Genomic DNA, 20,319 nt, shown 5'->3' with positions numbered 1-20,319 from the left:
ATTCACGACTATCATCAACTTACGCCAAATTGGACTCCTGCAATAACCAGAATCCAGCAAAGGACTCTACATCCGGTGAAGATTGAACGGCTAAAAAGTGGACTCCCTTTGCTTGCTGTTTTGCGGTTTCAAAGTTGGTTGCCTCAGTTTTGAGGCTGGCATTCACCAAATCGGCAAGAACCCAGCGATCGCTCACCCCAGTTTCTAGCACCAAGCGAGGTGGTTCTCGATCAAATTTGAAATATCCCAACTCCAGACCCGACATCCATGCCGCTAGCGGAGTTGCCCGGTCAGAATAAATGACCAAACCCGGAATCACGGCATCAGCAGGCAGCCCAATCAAACTGAGGGGAAAAGATTCGCCAAATCCAATATCCCAGTCAGTTAAGTCATCAAATGCAATGGATGGCAGGGTCACCAGTGCCCATTTTTGACCCTGCAATGCATCTGGCAAAGAAAGTGCAGTTGTAGTGCCAAAACTGACGGTGGGATTAGCGCCAGGCTGAAATCCGGGCTGTTTTGGATATTCTTGCTCAAGGCGCTGCTGCATCCATTGGTTGAGAGCATAGGTACGCCGACTCATGGCTACCGGAACGCCGAGATCCGTGCAGGCTTTGGTGATCATGTTGTTCATTGCCTGCCGAAAGAAGCGGATTTTATCGGGCGGGTTAGGAGCCTGAGCGATCGCGTTTTCCAAAACTTCCTTCAGCTTGACCGAATTAACCTCAGCATTAGAGCAATATTCGGCATAGCGGAACAGATTTTCCGGGTTAACTTTCACATCAACCGGACTCTCACACACCAGCACTTCCCAAATTTTCTTCTCATCTTCATCCACAATCGGACGAGAGTAAAAATCTATTTCCCAAATTGTCGTCATAAAGCGACCACCAGCAGAACAAAGCCAAGATACCTGTAAACCGTATCACGGATAGGTTTTGCGTAAGCGATGGGATTCTAACGAACTCAAAAAAATTACCTAGTTAGGAGTTAAATCACTTAAAGATTTTCTATCCTATTGCTAGGCAGTTCAAGCTCATCGTGACATTATGAACCAGAGTCTCAATAAATAAAATGCGACAGTGACAGACTTGATAGGAACTTCCTGCCATGTCTTTAGTCAATTTGGTACAGGTCATTACACTCTGAACCAGTGCCATAATGTACGGGTTATACCTGATCGACAATCACGGTACGACCACAACTCCTAATACTACGTGTGAGTTTGAATGAACGTTTTACTCCTATATCCTCGGTTTCCCAAAAGTTTTTGGTCGTTTGAAAAAACGCTGGCACTGCTCAACCGCAAAGCAATGTTGCCGCCCCTTGGGCTGATCACAGTTGCAGCAATTTTGCCCCAAGAGTGGAATTTTAAGCTAGTTGATTTAAATGTTCGGGAAGCCACAGAGGACGAGTGGAATTGGGCAGAACTCGTGATCATGTCTGCAATGATCGTGCAAAAAGACGACTTGATTGCTCAAATTCGAGAATGCAAGCGGCGCGGTAAGCGAGTAGCAGTGGGCGGTCCTTATCCTACTGCTCTGCCAGAAGAAGCGAAGGGTGCCGGTGCAGACTACATGATTTTGGATGAAGGGGAAATTACTCTGCCCATGTTTGTAGAGGCGATCGCCCGGGGCGATCAGTCGGGCGTTTTTCGGTCAGGTGGCGAAAAACCTGATGTGACAGGCACTCCCGTTCCACGCTTTGATTTGTTGCAAATGGATGCCTACGCTGAAATGTCGGTTCAGTTTTCGCGGGGATGTCCCTTTCAATGCGAATTCTGCGACATTATCGTGCTGTATGGTCGCAAACCCCGTACTAAAGCTCCAGAACAGATTCTCGCCGAACTTCAATATCTCTACGACTTGGGTTGGCGACGCAGCATCTTCATGGTGGATGACAACTTTATTGGCAACAAGCGCAACGTCAAGCTGTTTTTGAAGCAGATGCAGCCTTGGATGGTAGAACATGCTTTTCCGTTCTCCTTTGCTACTGAAGCGTCTGTAGATTTGGCACAAGACCAAGAACTGATGGATATGATGGTTGCTTGCAACTTTGGCTCGGTGTTTTTGGGCATTGAAACCCCAGATGAATCCAGCCTTGCCATGACTCAAAAATTTCAAAACACGCGTGATCCACTCAGCGATGCGGTCAAAAATATTGCCCGTTCTGGGTTACGGGTGATGGCGGGATTCATCATCGGTTTTGATGGTGAAAAAGTGGGCGCTGGCAAACGAATTGTCAAATTCGTTGAAGAAACGACGATTCCAACGGCGCTATTCAGTATGCTGCAAGCATTGCCCGACACCGCACTGTGGCACCGTTTGATCAAAGAAGGGCGACTGCGCGGCGAGTCGACGTCTGGTAACCAAACTGCATTGATGAACTTCGTTCCCACTCGTCCCTTAGAAGACATTGCTCACGAGTTTGTAGAAGCGTTTTGGGAACTGTATGAACCCAAGAAATTTTTATCGCGCACCTATCGCCACTTCATGCTGCTAAGTGAAGCGAACTACCCAGATAAGGGCAAAGTGGCTCAGAAAAAAATCGATTTAATCGCGCTACGAGCGATCGCCATCATCTTTTGGCGGCAAGGGTGCGTGCGGGATACCCGTTGGATGTTTTGGCGCTATTTATGGGGTATGTATCGTCATAATCGAGGCGGTCTTAGCAGCTACCTTTCAACCTGTGCCCAGATTGAACACTTTGTCGAGTATCGCGAAATTGTCCGCCGTGAAATTGAAGCACAGGTCGTAGAGTTTTTGCAGCAAGATTCGACCGTTAAAGTTGAAAAAAAAGTTGCCCATCCAGTTGCTTAACCACTGGTCTCTCTACTCGTCCTGATGGAGCGCTGAAACTCTGTATCCGTTAGTGAACTGTCCGTAATTTGCTGAAGTGCTTTTCACGGTGTCACGGCGGATACAGCCTCTGAGCGTTGCCAATATTCTTACCGCGACACCCTTACCTCGCTTTCGGAGGTAATTTTTTACAATGCCATGCAAGACTTGCAGCCTGGACCGGGCGATCTCTCCAGCTATTTCAATATAATCCTGATGGTTCCGCAGCAGTGTTAGTACGAACCAACGAGCAAGGACGGTTTGTCGCACGAGAACTGCAACGCTGAAGTTGACCGTGCCCAGATTCGCGCTCAAGTGCATCACCAGCCTAATTTTCCTGACATGTTAGCTGCGTGGCATCGCGCCCAAAACCTCAAAGCTGCTGAAGCATTCTGCCTGCTCTATGTTGCCATGACTCGTGCCAAACGCCTGCTGTGGATGTCTGCTGATGCTAAAGCACCTTGCACTTGGAATAAGCTTGATAACATTGACGATCGCCAACGTTGTCCATTTTTAGCACTACAAGAGCGCTTTCTATGTTCAGTCATAGAGTGAACATACAGCAAATGTGCCATTAATTCATCTCTATTGTTTTGACTTTGCTTCATAGTTTTAATTTTGTTTGTAAGATTGCGCGATCGCCTAAACTGTAAAGATTATTTTTGAGTTTGGTTATAAATAAAGCTTGTTCAAACACCTTACATTTTGGGAAATATTTACTTGTAAGATTTTCTTAAGGGTGATGAAGTTAAGACACACCTCGTAATTTTAAGAACTAAAATGATTGAATTTCAAATGATTGAATTTCAACTCAAAAAATAAAATTCATCTGAGCTTAGGCAAACTTCAGTAATATTTAAATCTATAGAAGGTATTCATAAAGTATGAACCCTGGAATGAATCAAACAGCAGCAGTCATCTACGATTTGACAAACTGCGATCGCGAACCCATCCACATTCCTGGGATGATTCAGCCTCACGGAGTTCTCTTAGTGCTGCAAGAACCTGAGCTGACGATTTTACAGGTTAGTAACAATATAGAGATTTTTTTTGGATTACCCCCCGATTTACTGCTGAATCAAACCTTAGAAAAACTGCTGGGTTCTTATCAAACAGACAGCCTAAAACAGGTCCTTACAAGCCATTCGGACTTGCAGACAATTAACCCATTTAAGCTATCGATTCAATCGACAAACAAAAGCAATAGTTTTAATGGGTTATTCCATCGCTCTGAAAGTTTTCTAATACTGGAGTTAGAGACTTCTTTATCTCAAGAACTTTTAGGATTTTTAGATCTTTATCATCTCACTCGAACTTCTGCTAGAAGCGTTCAGAATACAACGTCATTCCAAGATCTTTGCCAAGTGATTGTGCATGAAATTCGCAAGTTGACTGGACTTGATCGCGTCATGCTCTACAAATTTGATCCCGAAGGTCACGGCACTATCCTTGCAGAAGAAAAGCAAGAAAAGTTGGCTCCATTTTTAGGATTACGCTATCCCAAAACGGATGTGCCGCAGCAGGCTCGGCAGTTATATCTAGAAAGCTGGGTTCGCTTGATTACTGATATCAACTATGAGCCAGTAGAAATTATTCCGGCAACTAATCCGATTACTCATCAACCCACTGATTTGAGTCAGTCAGTACTAAGAAGCGTCTCTCCGTTGCATGTTGAATATTTGCAAAACATGGAAGTTGCGGCTTCCATGTCGATTTCAATTATTAAGGATAAGCAGCTTTGGGGATTGATTGCGTGTCATCACTATTCACCAAAGTTTATTTCCTATGAGATTCGATCAGCTTGTGAATTTTTGGGGCAGGTCATGTCTCTTCAACTTCCCTACGTTGAAAATCAAGAACATCAAGACTATCGAATTGCTTTAAAGACAATTCACAATCAGCTAGTTGAACAAATGCTGCGATCGCTATCATTTGTAGATGGTTTGTTCGATAATCACCCTAACCTGCTCAATTTGATCAATGCTCAAGGTGCGGCTGTTTGGAATTCTGGTGATTGCCGAACGATTGGCATCACGCCTCAACCTGATGAGATTCAAATGATTGTTCAGTGGTTAGCTGAGAGCAGCGATCGCGATATTTTTCAAACTCATTGTCTTTCTAGTTTGTTGCCTGAAGCTGAAACACTTAAAGACTTTGCAAGTGGTTTATTAGCAGTTTTAGTATCTCCTCAACACTATATTTTGTGGTTTCGTCCAGAAGTAATCCAGACCGTCAATTGGGCTGGAAATCCTCAGAAACCTATCAGTCATGATGAAAATGGCAATGTGCGATTGTCTCCCCGGAAATCATTTGATTTGTGGAAAGAAACGGTGCAGTTGCAATCATTGCCATGGCTATCTTGCGAGGTTGATGCAGCAGTAGAACTTCAGCAAGCAGTTGTTAAATCTGTGTTGTATCAAGCGGCTGAACTGGCAAAATTAAATCAGGCATTACAGCGATCAGAAGCTCAAGAACGCGAGAAAGCAGCACAACTCACGATCGCACTTCAGCAACTTCAGCAGACGCAAACTCTCCTAATCCACGGTGAAAAAATGTCGAGTTTAGGGCAGCTTGTGGCAGGCATCGCCCATGAAATCAATAATCCTGTTAATTTCATCTATGGCAACTTGGATCATGCGAAGCACTATGCTGAAGGTTTATTGAATATTTTGGCGCTTTATCAAACGGAAGTTATAGAACCGAATGCCACAATTCAGAAAGCCATCGATGAGGTTGATCTAGAGTTCTTAAAAGAAGATCTGCCAAAACTACTTAAATCAATGCAAGTCGGTTCAGAACGGATTAAAAGTTTGGTCACTTCGCTACGAAACTTTTCGCGCCTTGATGAAGCCGAAATGAAAGCAGTGGATATTCACGAGGGCATTGATAGCACATTGCTGATTTTAGGACATCGCCTTAAACCTCGCTCCGATCATCCCGGCATTCACCTGGTAAAACAGTATGGCGAATTGCCCTTGGTAAACTGTTATGCCAGTCAGTTAAACCAAGTGTTTATGAATCTGCTGGCGAATGCGATCGATGAGTTAGAAACTCGCGATCGCGCCCGTAGTCTAGCCGATATCATCGCCAATCCCAGCACTATTCACATTTCCACAGCCATTATTTCGCGATCGCCCTCATCCCCTAATTTAGAGAATTTCGGCTTCGATCAATCCTCTCCAGTCGATACACTGGTCATTCGGATCAAAGACAATGGTTCAGGAATTCCTGAAGAACTTCAACCGCGATTGTTTGAACCATTCTTTACGACAAAGCCGATTGGACAAGGAACTGGAATTGGGCTAGCTATTAGCTATCAAATTACAGTCGAGAAACATAAGGGAACTCTGCAATGTGTATCTCAGCCCGGTCAAGGAACCGAGTTTGTGATTGAAATTCCCTTATATCCTTTTGCTCACAAACTCCCATCTGATTCTGAGACATCCTCTTAAAGCTTAGTGCGATCATCCTGTAATTCAATACCTATTTTGAAGCTGAATTAGTTAGAGCATAGTCACAAATAACATCGTGAAAATCCTTTTTATTTAACTCTTGTTCGACTCAAGTTAAAAATTAATTTTTAACTTGAGTCGAAGATCTAACTTTGACAAAGTAACGGTTTGTTTCTCGTCGATTGAAGCTTTGTAATATAAGTTTAGAAACAATCAGATAAAAATCAAGGTTGCTCGGTCATTAGGAGGATGGAGACGCAGTAGCTTTTTTGATATGTTCAAATACAGCGGATTGCAGTCAGATAGAGGACAATGAAGGATTACAACGTTGGGTCAAAAATGAAGCCGTATTCCATAGACTTTCGAGAGAAGATTGTAAGTGCTATGGAGAAGGGTGATAGCTCGATCCGAAAAGTTGCTGCCCGCTTTGCTGTCAGCAAGAGTTGCGTCGAGAGATGGATGATTCAGAAGCGCACAGAAGGTCACGTCGTTCCCCATAAGCAGGGTGGTTCGGTGAGTCCTGTGATGGAGCACAAAGACCAGTTAGTGGCGATCTTCGAGAACCAGCGCGATGCGACCTTAGCGGAATATTGTGAGCTACTCTTTGATGAGACTGGGCTATGGGTTAGCCAAAGTACTATGTGCCGAACCTTTCAGAGACTCAATTTACCGCGCAAAAAAAAACGCTCCGCTCCAGCCAAGCCACCAGCGAACGAGTCCAACTCCTGAGACAGGAGTACTGGGCACAGGTGACGAGTATAGAACTCAAAGATTTAGTGTTTCTCGATGAGATGGGTGTTCTACTGGGACTCATGCGAACCCATGCCCGTGCTGCACCTGGGGAACGAGCGTATGACTTCAAACCTTTTTATCGGGGCAAGAAGGTGAGTGTCATGGGCGCGATTACCGTCTCAAAGGTGCTGGCTGTGATGACGATAGATCAGTCGATGGACGCGGTTGTCTTTGAGGTGTACGTCTCAAAGTGTCTTGTGCCTCAACTGTGGAAAGGGGCTGTCGTGGTCATGGATAACCTGCCTGCTCACAAGGTAAAAGCCATTGCACCTTTAATTGAGGCGGTTGGAGCGAAGGTTCTGTATCTGTCTCCTTACTCTCCCGAATTTAATCCGATTGAGCATTGGTGGTCACAGTTAAAGGCTTTCCTAAGACAGTTCTCGCCGACAACCTCGAAAAGGGTAGATACCCTCATTGCCACAGCGATGGATTTGATAGATCCTCAACATTTGCACAACTGGTTTGCACACTGCTGTTACTGTCCCTCTTAACACTGCAATCCGCCGTATATTCAGATTATTGATTTGCAAATTTTCATTCCTAATGCTTTTTACAACTCTGTTTCAATAGCATCTATTTGGGAAGTACAGTCGTAAAGAATTGCAATTAAAACTAATTCAACTGTTCGTTGATCACCTCTGCAACGAACAGTTGAGGTAGTTTTGGTTTGATTCGATTTGCAGATCTTATTCTGTTGACTCTAAGAAAGGAGTTAGTAAGAAAAGATGAGCAAAAAAACAATAAAAGTTCATGCAGCGATTCAAAGTAGCATTGCGATCGCTCTTGTAAGTGTTGCCAGTGGAATTCTGGCGGCTTGTTCCCCCAATCCTTCTAAGGATGGAGCAATCACGCAAGGTAACTCAAATCCAAATGCCAAGCTCAAATCGGTCGCTGTCACCGTTGGCGATCTCAGCAATCCATTTTTTGTGTTGATGGGGCGTGGTGCAGAGACGGAAGCCAAAAAAATCGGCGGTGCAGAGACCCAAGTAACGGTGGTTTCTAGTGGATATGACCTAAATCAGCAGTTTAACCAGATCGAAAATTTTGTTGCCGCCAAAACAGACATCATCATTCTGAATGCGGCAGACAGCAAAGGCATTGAGCCGGCGGTTGAGAAAGCTAAACAGTCGGGCAGCGTGGTGATTGCAGTGGATACGGCGGCGGGGGGTGGCGTGGATGCCACTATCACCTCCAACAATGTGCAAGCAGGGCAACTGAGTTGTCAGTTCATTGCTGATCGCCTCAAGGGGAAAGGCAACATCGTTATTGTGAATGGACCGCCCGTGATTTCAGTCATTGAGCGGGTGCAGGGCTGTGAACAAGTGCTTGCTAAATATCCCGGTATCAAAATCCTCTCAAAAGACCAGAACGCTGAAGGTAGCCGAGATGGTGGACTGCGGGTAATGACTGATTTACTCACTTCTTTCCCTCAACTAAATGCGGTGTTCGCCATTAATGATCCGTCGGCGGTGGGGGCAGAACTCGCCGCAAGACAAGCCAAACGCAGCGAATTTTTCATTGTGGGCGTAGATAGGGCACCCGAAGCAACTCAGGCGATCGCTGACCCTAGCAGTCTGGTGGTGGCAACTGCGGCTCAAGATCCGCTGGGAATGACCCGAAAAGCTGTGCAGGTTGGCAACGATATCTTGTATGGCAAGCGACCCGCTAACCCCAACATTCTGATTCCGGTCAAGTTAATCACCCGCGAAAACGTCAGCCAATACCCAGGCTGGAAGTAAGGAGTTACTTATGACAACTAGCATTCAGCCCTCGCCTATATCTGCACCCAGTTTGGCTTCCGTGCTGGAAATGCGAGGCATCACCAAGCGATTTCATGGGGTGCCTGCACTTCGTGATGTGAATCTAACGATTTATCCTGGTGAAGTCCATGCGTTGATGGGGGAAAACGGCGCAGGCAAAAGCACGTTGATGAAAATCTTGGCAGGAGCCTACATCGCCGACGAAGGTGAAATCTATGTCAACGGGCAACGGCTAAACATTACGGATCCAGGCATGGCACGGCGATCTGGCATCAATTTATAGCGTTTCCGGCTCCTGTGAGGTACAAACTAAAGGCTCAAACCCTTGCTCTCTATTATTCTGCCCGTACCTCATCCGACAGAAAACCGCTATAATTTATCAAGAGTTGAATGTCGCCCCGAATCTGACCGTTGCCGAAAATATGTTTATGGGCAGCGAATTGCGGCGGGGACAACTGCTCGATCGCGATGGCATGAAACGGGAATCGGCGCGAGTGCTGCACAGTTTGGGAGCCACTTTTGCCCCCAATGATCTCGTGTCTAGCTTGTCGATCGCCGAGCAGCAACTGGTCGAAATTGCCCGTGCGCTCAAAGACAACAGCCGCATTCTAGTGATGGATGAACCCACCGCCGCCCTCAGAGATCGCGAGACAGAGCGGCTGTTTGAAGTGATCCACAAGCTACGGAGTGACGGCATAGCCATCATCTACATCAGCCATCGGATGGAAGAGGTGTATGCCTTGGCAAATCGGGTCAGCGTGTTGCGAGATGGTCAGTATATTGGCAGCCTCACACGAGATGAGATTTCACCAGACCGATTGGTGCAAATGATGGTGGGTCGCCCAATGCAAGATTTTTACGAGCATCAGCGGCAGACAGAACCCGGTGCCGTGGTGCTAGAAGTTAAAAACATTAGCGACGGTCGCAAGGTTCAGCCGACTAATCTGACTCTCCGGGCTGGAGAGATTGTCGGGCTAGCGGGGTTGGTGGGCGCAGGACGCACTGAACTCTCTCGCCTGATTTTTGGTGCCGATCCCAAAGCTAGCGGAGAGGTGTGGCTGAATGGCAAAAAACTGGAGATTCGCTCGCCTGGAGATGCGATCGCGGCGGGAATTGGCTACGTTCCAGAAGATCGCAAAGATCAGGGCTTGTTTCTGGAGATGACTTCTGGCAAAAACATCATCCTGAATATGTTGAAGCAAGACTCTAAAGTTGGCGTGATCAATTGGCGATCGATGGGCAAGATTGCCAACGATGCTGTGGAAGACTTCAACATCCGACTTGCTAACCTCGAAATTCGGGCAATGGATTTGTCCGGGGGCAATCAGCAAAAACTCCTACTGGCACGATGGCTGGCAATTAAGCCCAGAGTGCTGTTGTTGGATGAACCCACGCGCGGCGTAGACATTGGTGCCAAAAGCGAAATCTATCGCATTATCAGCGACCTAGCTCAACAGGGCGTTGCCATTCTGATGGTGTCTAGCGAATTGTCAGAAGTAGTAGGACTGAGCGATCGCGTCTTAGTCATGCGCGAAGGTCAATTGGTTGGTGAACTGGGCGGTTCCACGGGTACAACCATTACTCAAGAAAACATCATGGCGTATGCCACTGGCGCATCGGAGGTCGCCGCATTATGAGTCAAACTGAATTGCGTCCCCTAAAAGATAAAGCGGACAGTTCGCTATCACGCAAGCGCAACGTCGCCAACAACTGGCTTCAGGTCGCGGGAATCTTGCCGATTTTGGTGCTGATCTGCATTCTATTTTCAGTACTAACTCCCAACTTTGCCACGGCTGGAAACGTCGTCAATATTTTGCGGCAGGCATCGATCAATATTGTGCTGGCAACGGGCATGACCTTCGTCATTCTTACCGGCGGCATCGATCTATCCGTTGGCTCAATTTTGGGCGTGTCGGCGGTGGTTGGGGTTCTCGTCTCGTTGATGCCTGTCCTAAGCTGGGCGGCGGTGCCTGCTGCCCTATTGACGGGTTTGCTAATTGGCTTAGGTAATGGTGCTTTGATCGCCTTTCTCGATTTGCCGCCTTTCATTGTCACTTTGGGCGGATTGACTGCCCTGCGCGGCGTTGCCTATCTCATTGCCAACGGCACCACCGTTTTGAACCGAGATCTCAACTTTGCCTGGATTGGCAACAGTTATCTGGGTCCCTTTCCTTGGCTGGTCGTGATTGCGTTGCTAGTCGTTCTTGCTAGTTGGTTTATTCTCAAACGAACAGTTTTAGGCGTACAAATTTATGCCGTCGGCGGCAACCAACGAGCCGCACGACTCACAGGCATCAAAGTCAATCGTGTGCTGCTGTTTGTCTATGGTTTGAGTGGCTTACTGGCAGGTTTGGCAGGCATCATGAGTTCCAGCCGACTCTATAGTGCCACTGGTTTGCTGGGCAACGGCTATGAACTAGACGCGATCGCGGCGGTAATTTTGGGCGGAACTAGCTTCACCGGCGGCATAGGCACCATTCCCGGAACCTTGCTCGGTGCCTTGATCATCGCCGTTCTCAACAATGGCTTAACCCTGCTGAATATGTCCTTTTTCTGGCAGTTAGTGGTGAAGGGGTTGGTGATTATCGTCGCCGTCACGATTGATCGCCTTCGCAGACGGAGATGACGCTAATTAATGCCTGTCATTATGCCAGCAAAGTGTTTTATATGCTGGGTTGATTTATTTGGGAGATTAGCCGCCCATGGTTGAGCAGCAATTTCTACGCCTTTCTGGGTTCACTAGAGCAGACCGGCTTCAGATGACGGATCGGGTGAGTGAGGCGATTAACCGAGCAGGAGCTTGGATCACCGACTTTCATCTTTACTCGAACATCTTAATTTGCATTAACTTTGAAGTGCCGATCTCCAACCTAGGTAGACTTGCTGCATGTGTACAAGAGACAGGTTTGCATTTAAGCCAGGAAAGCCTAGAGCAACTAGTAGCTGCTGACGAATCAGCCCTGAAACAGGAAGAGCTACTAGGGACATTGCAAATTACCTTTATCCACAACGAACCCGACTTGCTTCGAGAGGTGCCAGGGTAGGGTCTTACTGGTCAATACCCCGCTCCCCTCCCGGATTCGATTGGGTTCCGTTGCTACGAACCCTTGCCTTCCTCCACAATCAGGGTTGTGGAAGCCGATCGCCCAAATTCCTCCGGTGCATACTGCAAATAAACTTCGGCACCAGGATAGATGAATGTGCCTGGGGTGACCGATCTCACCAGATAATGCAGCGTATACACGCCAGGGTTAAGGCGATCGCCAAAGGCAACAATCCGGTCTTTGTACGTGGTTTGATAGCTCACCTGCCAACTGTCCCCCTTCGCTTTGAAGTAAGGGGTGGATGTTTGAAAGCTGTCATCTACGGCTTCAAACCCGGCAGGTAGCGGATCGGTAATGATAACTTGATCCACCGGATGATCCGTGATGATTTCCAAGCCGACATCATAGACCTGACCCACAGGCACTTTCAGCGAATCTACTGCGTAGAGTCCAGTGGTATGAAGGATCTGTTCCTGATTAGCAGGGCGCAGGGTGCGAGTAATTCGTAATCCGTTAAGGCGACCGGGCTGATTGCCTTGTAGCCGATAGCGATAGGCGACGAGATAATGCAGAATGCCGTTACCTGTTTTTTTCAGAGTTAAATCATTTTTGCCACGGGGCAAATCGGAGAGTGCAACTGTGACGCTTTTGCTTGGATTCTGGTAACCCTGAAACGGCGCGCTTGCTAGAGTTTTTCCAGCAAGTTCCGCCGTTGCCGTAAAGTTGGGCAGCGTGGGTTGAAGCTTACTGGTTTCAACTAGGGCAGATAGGGCAGCAGCGTTGTCGTAGGTGCTTTGCCAGGTGCCATTGCGCCGTTGGTTGAGCAATCCTTGGGCGAGCTTCGCAATCGCGTCGGGTTTCGCTTTTTGGACAACTGCCAGCTTTAATGCCTCTGCCTGGGTAGCCGTGGATGAACTCAACCAGCGCCAGCCTTGGGGCAAGTTTGCCTGTGCCGATCGCCCGGTTTCGCGAGTCATTTCTTGCAGATCCTTTGCCATGCTGTTGGCTTCCTGCCGCCAATCAGGAAGTTGAGAGAGATGGCGTGCCAGTTTGATTTGATCAACCGGATCAAGTTGATCCCGCTGAGTGTAAATGTCTGCGACAAATTCAGTCCGCTTATCGCCTAAATCCGCCAGGGCAATCAGAGTTTGCAGGCGCAGTTGATTTTTGCACAATGACTGTTTGCAGAAATCATATTGACCCGGATCAGCGAGAGTTTTGCTGAGGTAATTCCGCAGAGTGGGAAAGGTTTGTGCTTGCTTTGTTTGAGCGATCGCTTGGGCGGCATAGGCGGTGACAAAGGGATCAGATTTCTCTGCACCTGGATAGGCAGCAAAACCACCATCAGGTTTTTGTAAGGCTTTTAGCTGATCGATAGCGCTGTTTGTCTGTTGACTGGGGTTAAAGCCGCTGAAGGTTTGCCCATAGGTTTGGGAGAGAGTTTGGAGGTTGGCAGCGATCGCGAGTTTGCTGGCGGCGGGTTCTGCAAAAGGCAACTGATCGTCTAAAACCTGTTGGGCAGGAGCCACCAGTTGGGGAATGAGAGAACTTGCCAGAGAAATGTCTAACCCTCCAGCATCAGTGGCAACATTGTTATCGACATTTAGGGGAATGGTTGCCTGATTTTCAGTAGTGCCAGACTCCACGACTTGTTCCGTCACGTCGAGCGGTTTCACTTCCAAGGGCACCTCAAAGGCATCCTCTCTGCCGCTAAGCTGGGTGGTGAATTTTATCTGCGCCGTGCCCGGTGAACTGACCACTACGGGAAAGCGGGTGGCGCTGGTTCCAGTGCTTGCTTCGACTTGCTCAGAGCCATTTGAGTTATCAAACTTGAGCGGCTCGGTCACCGTACCATTCACCACCATAATTCCGGCTTGCCCGGTGTTGTTGGTAACCGACACACCCACCTGGAAGCGATCGCCCGGTCGAGTAAACTGCGGCAATATGGGATTGCTAACTAGAGGCTGGCTGGTGATAAACGTAGTATCGCCCTTACCAAAGTGGAGGTTGCCATCGGTTGCCACTGCCATCACGCGCCAGGTGGTCAAGTCATCTGGCAAGGTGAATTTGACTTGGGCTTTCCCGCTGTCATCGGTGAGAACCGCACCGTTGTAGTATGCCAGTGCTTTGAAGTCGGTACGGGTGCGGGTATTGGCGGCTCCAGCAGATACGCCGCCGCCGTAGCCCCAGCCTTTTTGTAGGGGCGAAGTCATGGGACTCAACACGACATCCGGGCGATTATCCGCGAGGCGGGTGGAGATGGGCTGTTCGGCAAAAACGGTTTTGACGAGATCGGGGGGACGGTAGCCGCTGAGTTGCAGCACCGCTTCATTCACCACCATGACGGTAAACTCTCCCTTAGTTGGATTGCCTACCGCATCTTTGAGCATCAAGTTTAAGGTTTGCTCGGTGCCAGGTTGAGCAGGTGTAGATGCTGTAGAGCCAACCGTGGGTTGAATTTCAACGTTGAGATAGCGATCGCTCAACTCGGTGTTGAACGACGCGAAGCCTATTTTTACTAAATCATTCAGGCTACCCGGTTCCGTTTGTTCCAATGGCTTACCCTGGCGGATCAATACTGCTTCGACCGCAGCATTGGGCATCATCTCTGGTGTAACCGTGAACTGGATTTGGGGCGCGCTGCCTTTTACCTGGATCGCAGTTTGAGAAAGCGTGCCATGCCGGACGACTGCAAAATATAACTCCGCATCGGGGTAAGGTGACTGAATAATCGCTGTTGCCATATCGCCCGCACGATAGCTTTTTTTGTCTAGCTTCACTTCTAAGCGATTGTTGTTGTAGCGATCGCCCCAAAAGGTCGGCTCGTTGCCCGTTGCCCACAATTGCACTTCGGTTGCCGCAGCTTCATTGCTGTTCCCTGCTAGCATGGCGCGAATTCGATATGAACCAGACTTGGGGGCAATCAATCGCGCAGTCTGAGCCGCTTGTTCAGAATCTACTTCCGTTGTGGAAACGGTTTTGTATTCCACCTGGTTTTGAGCGGTGCGGCTACCTTCCACCAAGCGGGTGATGTCGCTGTAGGTCATGGATTGCAGTTCTACTTTCACCTTTTCGGGCATGGGTTTGCCTGCTGCGTCGGTGACAATCACCTGCACTGGAAACTCTTTGCCAGCCTCGGCAACAAAGTCAGTTTTCAAGCCAATCAGGCGATCGCTGGGCAACGCCACAAAGGTTTGTGAATCCGCCACCGACAAATTTGACACATCCGAGACTTGCGCATCCACTCGATAGGTCATGGGATAGGGCAAATCTTTTGCAACTGTGACGCTCTGAGTTGTCTGACCCTCTTTGCTTAAGGTTTGGGTGGTTTGCAGCACATCACTGGGCACTTCGGGTGCTTCTTCGGGCCATAGCCAACGTCGTCCAAAGGAGTAGCCATCCCAATTTTGGGGCGCAAACTCGGTTTGTTGGCGGGTCACATAATACTTCGCTTCTCCTCCTTCAACGGGTGCCCCAAACAAGTAGTTGCTTTGAGCGGTTGCTTCAATTTTTTGGTCGGGAAGAGCGATCGCCACGGGAGCCGAGGGTGCATCGGGTTCCGGTGGAAAGTCTCGATTTGAGCTGGTGCCTTTGCCGTCACTCACGCCGCTAAGCGACAGTTTCACCTTAAAGTTGGGCGGCTTAAACTCCGCAACCCGAAAATCTCCGGTGATTTCAGCACCGCTGTCTCCTTTCGCCCGCATCGTGTAGGTGCCCAAAGGCTGTGTTTTTTCCAGGGGCACTTCTAAGGAAAAAGTTCCAAAAGCGTTGGTGCTTTGGCTATCTAGCGTCTTCTTCTGACCATCAGGACTTTCTAAAGTAATGGCGTAGCGAACGTTTTTATCCTGCTTTAGGGTGCCAGCCTGAAGATAGTAGGCGGCTCCAGTGAAATGAGCCGTTTCGCCCGGTTGGTAAAGCTGGCGATCGCTAAAAATTGTCCCCCGCGACAGTGGCTTACCGCTCTCCCATCCGCTATCTACGCCGTAACCGTAAGCGCCGCTGTATTCAGTGGTGCGAGTGAATGCCCAATCTTTGCCTGACTGGGCGATCGCGAGTAAGGGCGGTGCAGTCTCCGAACCGGAAGTCCGACATCCCTGAAACTGAGCAGCACTCAAGGTTAGCATCCCAGCCGCATCCGTTTTGCCCGTCGCGCAGGGTGTAGGCGTAGAGCGGTCTTTTGCCTCCAGTTGGGATTTGTAGATCTGCACAGTTGCATTGGCAACCGGAAGCCCATCTGACAAGTGATGCACCCGCACCAATCCAGAATCGGGGAACCACTGCGCAAACACGCCCAAATTGGTCACTTGCACCATGCCGTAAAAATTTGGCTCGCGCCACTTTTGCTTGCCTTCTTCCTGATACTGCACGGTTCTCGCCTGTACGCCATACGCCAGCATCCCTGTCGAGCCACCCAACAGCTTTTGCAGCGGCACCGTGGATTCCACCGACTGATTCTTTTGGTTCTGGACTTTGGTCGTTTTCCAGGTAGAAACGTTTGGTAGTAAATCTTTGCCGTTATTTTGCGGATAGGCAGAATCGCTATAGACTAAATCGGTGGGCTGAACGATCGCAAAGGCCGAGCGGTAGGCTGACAAATTCACCGTTGAAATGTTCAGTTGTAAGGGCGAGTCGATTTTTGCTTGGGCCGTGGGAAAAATATGCAGCTCGGTGGGTGCCCAAATATCTGGCGCAGTGTCGCCCGTCTGGTAGCTGACTGTCACTGGCTTATCCAAGGTTTGCCCAAAGCTATCCTTCAGGTCAGCCCCAACAGTGATGGTGTAATTGGTTGCGGGTTCTAGTGCCCAAGGATTCAAGCTGACGACGCGATCGCCCTCATAAGCTCTGACCAGGGGCACATCCTTATTTTTTGGCTCTGGCGAGATGGAAATGTTGGCAAGGGCTGATTCGGCGGCGATCGAATTGTTAAACTCTAGCTGCGCTATACCATTTACAAAGCGTCCGTAGGCACCGCCACCATCGGGCTTGCCAGTTGCGGTCTGCTTTTGAAACGCTAGCGGCGCATAAGTTTCTACCCGGCTAACAAACGACTCTTCACTGGGCAGATTCCCTTTCAGTGGACGTAGACCGGGCGTAACTTCCAGAGTGTATTGGGTCGCTTTTTTCAGGGCTGATTCCGGCTCTAGCGTATAGATCCAGCTTTGGGTCGAGGGGTCAAATTCTGCTTCGGGGTTGGGCGTGTCGCTTACTTCTGGCTGTTTTTCTAATGCCACTTTCAGCGCTACGCCGTCGGTTTGCCCTGATTCTTTCAGCTTGGCATGTTCTTTCAGCGATGCTTGATCCAATTCCACATTAGAAAAAACTTTCAGCACGGGTTTGATGTCCAGCGGTTCGGTTGCCACCTTTGGACTGTCTGCACTGTAGGAGGTCGGTAGGTTTGTGAGCTTCAGGCGATCGCTTTGAAATGTCCAGGCAAGATCTTTATCCAGCTTGTGATTCTTTAAATCTGCCAGTCCTGCTTTTAGCGTTACCCGCACCCGCGTTGCCTGGGGAATTGCCTCATCGGCTTGAAAGCCCACCATGCGCGGCGTGAGAAACCGAAACTGCCCTTTTAACGCTGGCACCACTTCAAATTTTTGCAAAAGCTGCTGCTGATCTTTGCTTTCCAAGCTTTCTACGGGAATCAGCGCCTCCTTAAACCGAATCCGGATCTGAGCCTGGGGTTTGGCATTTCCAGTGGGGCTAATCTCCTCGATCCAGTCTGGCAGGCTGGGCTTTTCCAATACTGCCACCGTTGTCAGCACCTCTGGCGCTTTCGTCATGGTAGTGGTGCTACAGCCCGAAAAGCTGACGGCGATTACAATGCCGCACAAAAACAGCAACGGCAGCACGAAGCGTTTGCCCAATCTCATAGTCTCTCCCCACAGTAAACAGGCGATCGCAATAGCTCACGCAGCTAACCTCCATTCCTACTCTCTTCTAGGGATCAATTCCTGCTAACTTCAATAATTCTTTACTTCATTCATTGCTGATGGTCAGGCGATCTCAATTGAGTCCATCAAATAGTGCCCTGCTTGGAGCAAAGCTCACTGAAAGTTAGGTACGTGAGCATTATGGGAATCTTATATGAAGATTAGTGTCGTCTTCCCTACAATGAAAATTCATCAGCCTCGCAGAGTTAGCGCGTTTCCATTACAAGTTGTCCTTATTGTTCCTTTCGTTCTCCAAATTCTTGGAGCCGTTAGTCTAGTAGGTTATTTGTCCTTTAAAAATGGACAGAGAGCGGTCAATGACTTAGCAGAACAGTTGATGGATCGCACTAGCGATGTTGTGGATGAACACCTGAAGTCCTATCTGGCAATTCCCCAAGCCCTCAACCAAATCAATGCAGATGCCGTCCGCAGAGGAATACTGGATGTGCGCGATCGCCAAATTGTTGGCAAGTATTTTTGGGATCAGATGCAGGTCTATGACCTGACCTACATTGGGATTGGGTTGACGACAGGGGAGGGAGTCGGAGCCGCTCGTTACGATGGCAAAACCATCACCATTGATGATTGGACAGCCAACCTTCCTAACAACACTACCAACTACGCTACAGATGCAAAAGGTAATCGGACTCAAATTACTGGTCATTGGGATTGGGACAACTTCAGTGAAACCTGGTATACCGAACCCATTGCTGCTGGTAAACCCATTTGGAAGATTGTTGCTACAAACCTGCCAACAGGTCCTTACATCACTGCCTCTGCCAGTCGTCCGATCTATGATTCGCAAAATCGTTTGTTAGGAATGATTGCAGCCGATATTCACCTGCTGAAACTTAGTGATTTCTTACGCGATTTGGATATTAGTCAGTCTGGGCAGGTGTTCATTATGGAGCGGAATGGCACCCTAGTCGCTAACTCTAGCAAAGAGAAGCCCTTTATGCTCGTCAACAAGAAAATTCAGCGATTGCGGGCGATCGATAACCCTGATTCAACGATTCAGAGCATTGCCAGCCACCTTCAAGTCTCCAAAGGGCTTCAGTCCATTACCCAATACACAGCCTTTCAGCTTGAGGTGCAAGGAGAAAGGCATTTTGTTAATGTTGTGCCTTGGCGCGATCAGTATGGCTTAGATTGGCTGGTAGTAGTGAGTGTGCCAGAAAGCGCCTTTATGGGACAAATCAATGCCAATACGCGCACCACGATCGCGCTTTGTCTAGGGGCATTGGTGATTGCTTCTCTTATGGGTGTCCTTACATCCCGTTGGATTGCCCGTCCAATGCTTCGCTTAAATCAGGCAAGTGAGGCAATGGCATCCGGTAATTTAGATCAGACGGTGGAAACGAGCGGTATTCGAGAACTCAATACGCTGTCCAATTCCTTTAACCATATGGCAGAGCAAGTGCGTGAGTCGTTTGCTGCCTTAGAGAACAGCAAAGAGGAATTGGAAGACCGGGTAGAAGAGCGCACAGCCGAACTCAAAAATACATTAGAGGAATTACAGCGCACTCAATCTCAAGTGATTCAAAGCGAAAAAATGTCGAGTCTGGGGCAGCTTGTCGCCGGAGTTGCCCACGAAATTAATAACCCGGTCAATTTCATTCACGGTAACCTCACCCATGTGCAGGAATACACCGAGAGTCTATTAGAGTTTGTGCAGTTGCAGCAGCAGCATGATTCTAACCCTGCTCCTGAAATTCAATTGGCGGCTGAAGATATCGATCTAGAGTTTTTGCAAGAAGACCTACCGAAGATGCTGGCTTCTATGAAACTGGGAACCGATCGCATTCGCCAGATTGTCCTATCGTTGCGAAACTTCTCTCGCATGGATGAAGCGGATTTCAAAGCGGTTGATATCCACGAAGGAATTGATAGCACCCTGATGATTTTGCAACATCGCCTTAAAGCCAGACCCGAACGACCAGACATTGAACTGGTCAAAGACTATGCTGAACTACCGCTCGTAGAGTGCTATGCCGGACAGCTCAACCAAGTATTTATGAATATCTTGGTGAATTCGATTGATGCAATAGACGAGAGTAACGCTGAGCGTACCTATCAAACTATTAAAGATCACCCAAATCGAATTACAATTCGCACGTCGGTTGTGAATGCAGAATGGGTAGAAGTGGCGATCGCCGATAACGGGGTGGGTATTTCCAAAGAGGTTCAGCAACGAATATTTAATCCTTTCTTTACGACGAAGCCGCTTGGAAAGGGCACTGGGATGGGGATGTCCATCAGCTACCAAATCGTCACGGAGAAACATTGCGGCAAGTTGGAGTGCTTCTCAACCCCCGGTGAAGGAACGGAGTTCATCATTCAGATTCCTTTCCGGCAACACATTAATCCAGAAATTTAAAGAATTTGCGATCGCGTACCAATAAGATTTTGATCGTATCCCCACCGAGGAGTTACAGCATAAAGTTTCGGCTGAGCGGACGCAAATAGTTATAGGTCCCAACAGGAACTGAGATTCGTTCTATTTC

The 20,319-nt window shown here is 48.4% G+C and carries 13 protein-coding genes; 11 read left to right on the top strand and 2 right to left on the bottom strand.

Features of this window, described 5'->3' with window-relative positions:
* Positions 1-19: 19 nt before the first annotated feature.
* Positions 20-880 carry a Tab2/Atab2 family RNA-binding protein gene (locus JOY44_RS14220; RefSeq protein ID WP_171574335.1) on the bottom strand — a complete coding sequence of 287 codons (861 nt, stop codon included), beginning with the start codon at positions 878-880 and terminating at the stop codon, positions 20-22.
* A gap of 349 nt (positions 881-1,229) precedes the next feature.
* Between JOY44_RS14220 and JOY44_RS14215 the strand changes: the two genes are divergently transcribed.
* The 10 genes from JOY44_RS14215 (at position 1,230) to JOY44_RS14170 (ending at position 11,885) form a co-directional block, all read left to right on the top strand.
* A complete protein-coding gene (locus tag JOY44_RS14215; protein ID WP_171574334.1) occupies positions 1,230-2,819 on the top strand; it encodes a B12-binding domain-containing radical SAM protein in 1,590 nt (529 codons plus the stop codon).
* Between the two features lie 279 nt (positions 2,820-3,098).
* The gene (locus JOY44_RS14210) at positions 3,099-3,392 is read left to right on the top strand and encodes a hypothetical protein (protein WP_203032031.1); all 294 of its coding nucleotides are present in this window, start codon (positions 3,099-3,101) and stop codon (positions 3,390-3,392) included.
* A 341-nt stretch (positions 3,393-3,733) separates the two neighbouring features.
* Positions 3,734-6,289 (top strand): ATP-binding protein, encoded by a 2,556-nt coding sequence (locus JOY44_RS14205; RefSeq protein WP_171576000.1) that lies wholly within the window; start codon positions 3,734-3,736, stop codon positions 6,287-6,289.
* A 312-nt stretch (positions 6,290-6,601) separates the two neighbouring features.
* Positions 6,602-7,018, top strand: coding sequence for a helix-turn-helix domain-containing protein (locus JOY44_RS14200; RefSeq protein ID WP_171571820.1), 417 nt, complete (start codon positions 6,602-6,604; stop codon positions 7,016-7,018).
* A complete protein-coding gene (locus JOY44_RS14195) occupies positions 6,931-7,572 on the top strand; it encodes an IS630 family transposase (protein WP_171571819.1) in 642 nt (213 codons plus the stop codon). Before JOY44_RS14200 ends, JOY44_RS14195 begins: the two co-directional genes overlap by 88 nt.
* Positions 7,573-7,806: 234 nt before the next feature.
* Positions 7,807-8,820, top strand: a complete 1,014-nt coding sequence (locus tag JOY44_RS14190) for an ABC transporter substrate-binding protein (protein WP_171574331.1) — start codon at positions 7,807-7,809, stop codon at positions 8,818-8,820.
* 10 nt (positions 8,821-8,830) lie between these two features.
* Complete coding sequence (locus JOY44_RS32395; RefSeq protein WP_197985361.1) at positions 8,831-9,124, top strand: ATP-binding cassette domain-containing protein; 294 nt, start codon at positions 8,831-8,833, stop codon at positions 9,122-9,124.
* 103 nt (positions 9,125-9,227) lie between these two features.
* Positions 9,228-10,478, top strand: coding sequence for a sugar ABC transporter ATP-binding protein (locus JOY44_RS32390; RefSeq protein ID WP_197985353.1), 1,251 nt, complete (start codon positions 9,228-9,230; stop codon positions 10,476-10,478).
* Positions 10,475-11,467 carry an ABC transporter permease subunit gene (locus JOY44_RS14175; protein ID WP_171574330.1) on the top strand — a complete coding sequence of 331 codons (993 nt, stop codon included), beginning with the start codon at positions 10,475-10,477 and terminating at the stop codon, positions 11,465-11,467. Before JOY44_RS32390 ends, JOY44_RS14175 begins: the two co-directional genes overlap by 4 nt.
* A gap of 76 nt (positions 11,468-11,543) precedes the next feature.
* Complete coding sequence (locus JOY44_RS14170; protein ID WP_203032030.1) at positions 11,544-11,885, top strand: hypothetical protein; 342 nt, start codon at positions 11,544-11,546, stop codon at positions 11,883-11,885.
* Between the two features lie 53 nt (positions 11,886-11,938).
* On the opposite strand, the gene JOY44_RS14165 is transcribed toward JOY44_RS14170, so the two are convergent.
* Complete coding sequence (locus JOY44_RS14165) at positions 11,939-17,755, bottom strand: alpha-2-macroglobulin family protein (RefSeq protein WP_171574328.1); 5,817 nt, start codon at positions 17,753-17,755, stop codon at positions 11,939-11,941.
* A gap of 241 nt (positions 17,756-17,996) precedes the next feature.
* Between JOY44_RS14165 and JOY44_RS14160 the strand changes: the two genes are divergently transcribed.
* On the top strand, positions 17,997-20,192 hold the full coding sequence (locus JOY44_RS14160; RefSeq protein ID WP_171574327.1) for a sensor histidine kinase: 2,196 nt from the start codon (positions 17,997-17,999) through the stop codon (positions 20,190-20,192).
* Positions 20,193-20,319 lie beyond the last annotated feature (127 nt).

Origin of the sequence: Leptolyngbya sp. Cla-17 (assembly GCF_016807185.1) — a bacterium.
In the GTDB taxonomy this organism is placed as follows: Bacteria; Cyanobacteriota; Cyanobacteriia; order Leptolyngbyales; family Leptolyngbyaceae; genus ULC077BIN1.
Note: the sequence above shows the minus strand (reverse complement) of the source record. Positions and strands in the feature narration are given on the sequence as shown.

Bases quoted from the DNA above. Each gene is read 5' to 3' on its own strand.
- JOY44_RS14200 (WP_171571820.1), top strand. From the start codon at position 6,602: ATGAAGGATTACAACGTTGGGTCAAAAATGAAGCCGTATTCCATAGAC.
- JOY44_RS14215 (WP_171574334.1), top strand. From the start codon at position 1,230: ATGAACGTTTTACTCCTATATCCTCGGTTTCCCAAAAGTTTTTGGTCG.
- JOY44_RS14175 (WP_171574330.1), top strand. From the start codon at position 10,475: ATGAGTCAAACTGAATTGCGTCCCCTAAAAGATAAAGCGGACAGTTCG.
- JOY44_RS14205 (WP_171576000.1), top strand. From the start codon at position 3,734: ATGAATCAAACAGCAGCAGTCATCTACGATTTGACAAACTGCGATCGC.
- JOY44_RS14170 (WP_203032030.1), top strand. From the start codon at position 11,544: ATGGTTGAGCAGCAATTTCTACGCCTTTCTGGGTTCACTAGAGCAGAC.
- JOY44_RS14165 (WP_171574328.1), bottom strand. From the start codon at position 17,755: ATGAGATTGGGCAAACGCTTCGTGCTGCCGTTGCTGTTTTTGTGCGGC.
- JOY44_RS14220 (WP_171574335.1), bottom strand. From the start codon at position 880: ATGACGACAATTTGGGAAATAGATTTTTACTCTCGTCCGATTGTGGAT.
- JOY44_RS14190 (WP_171574331.1), top strand. From the start codon at position 7,807: ATGAGCAAAAAAACAATAAAAGTTCATGCAGCGATTCAAAGTAGCATT.
- JOY44_RS14160 (WP_171574327.1), top strand. From the start codon at position 17,997: ATGAAAATTCATCAGCCTCGCAGAGTTAGCGCGTTTCCATTACAAGTT.
- JOY44_RS32395 (WP_197985361.1), top strand. From the start codon at position 8,831: ATGACAACTAGCATTCAGCCCTCGCCTATATCTGCACCCAGTTTGGCT.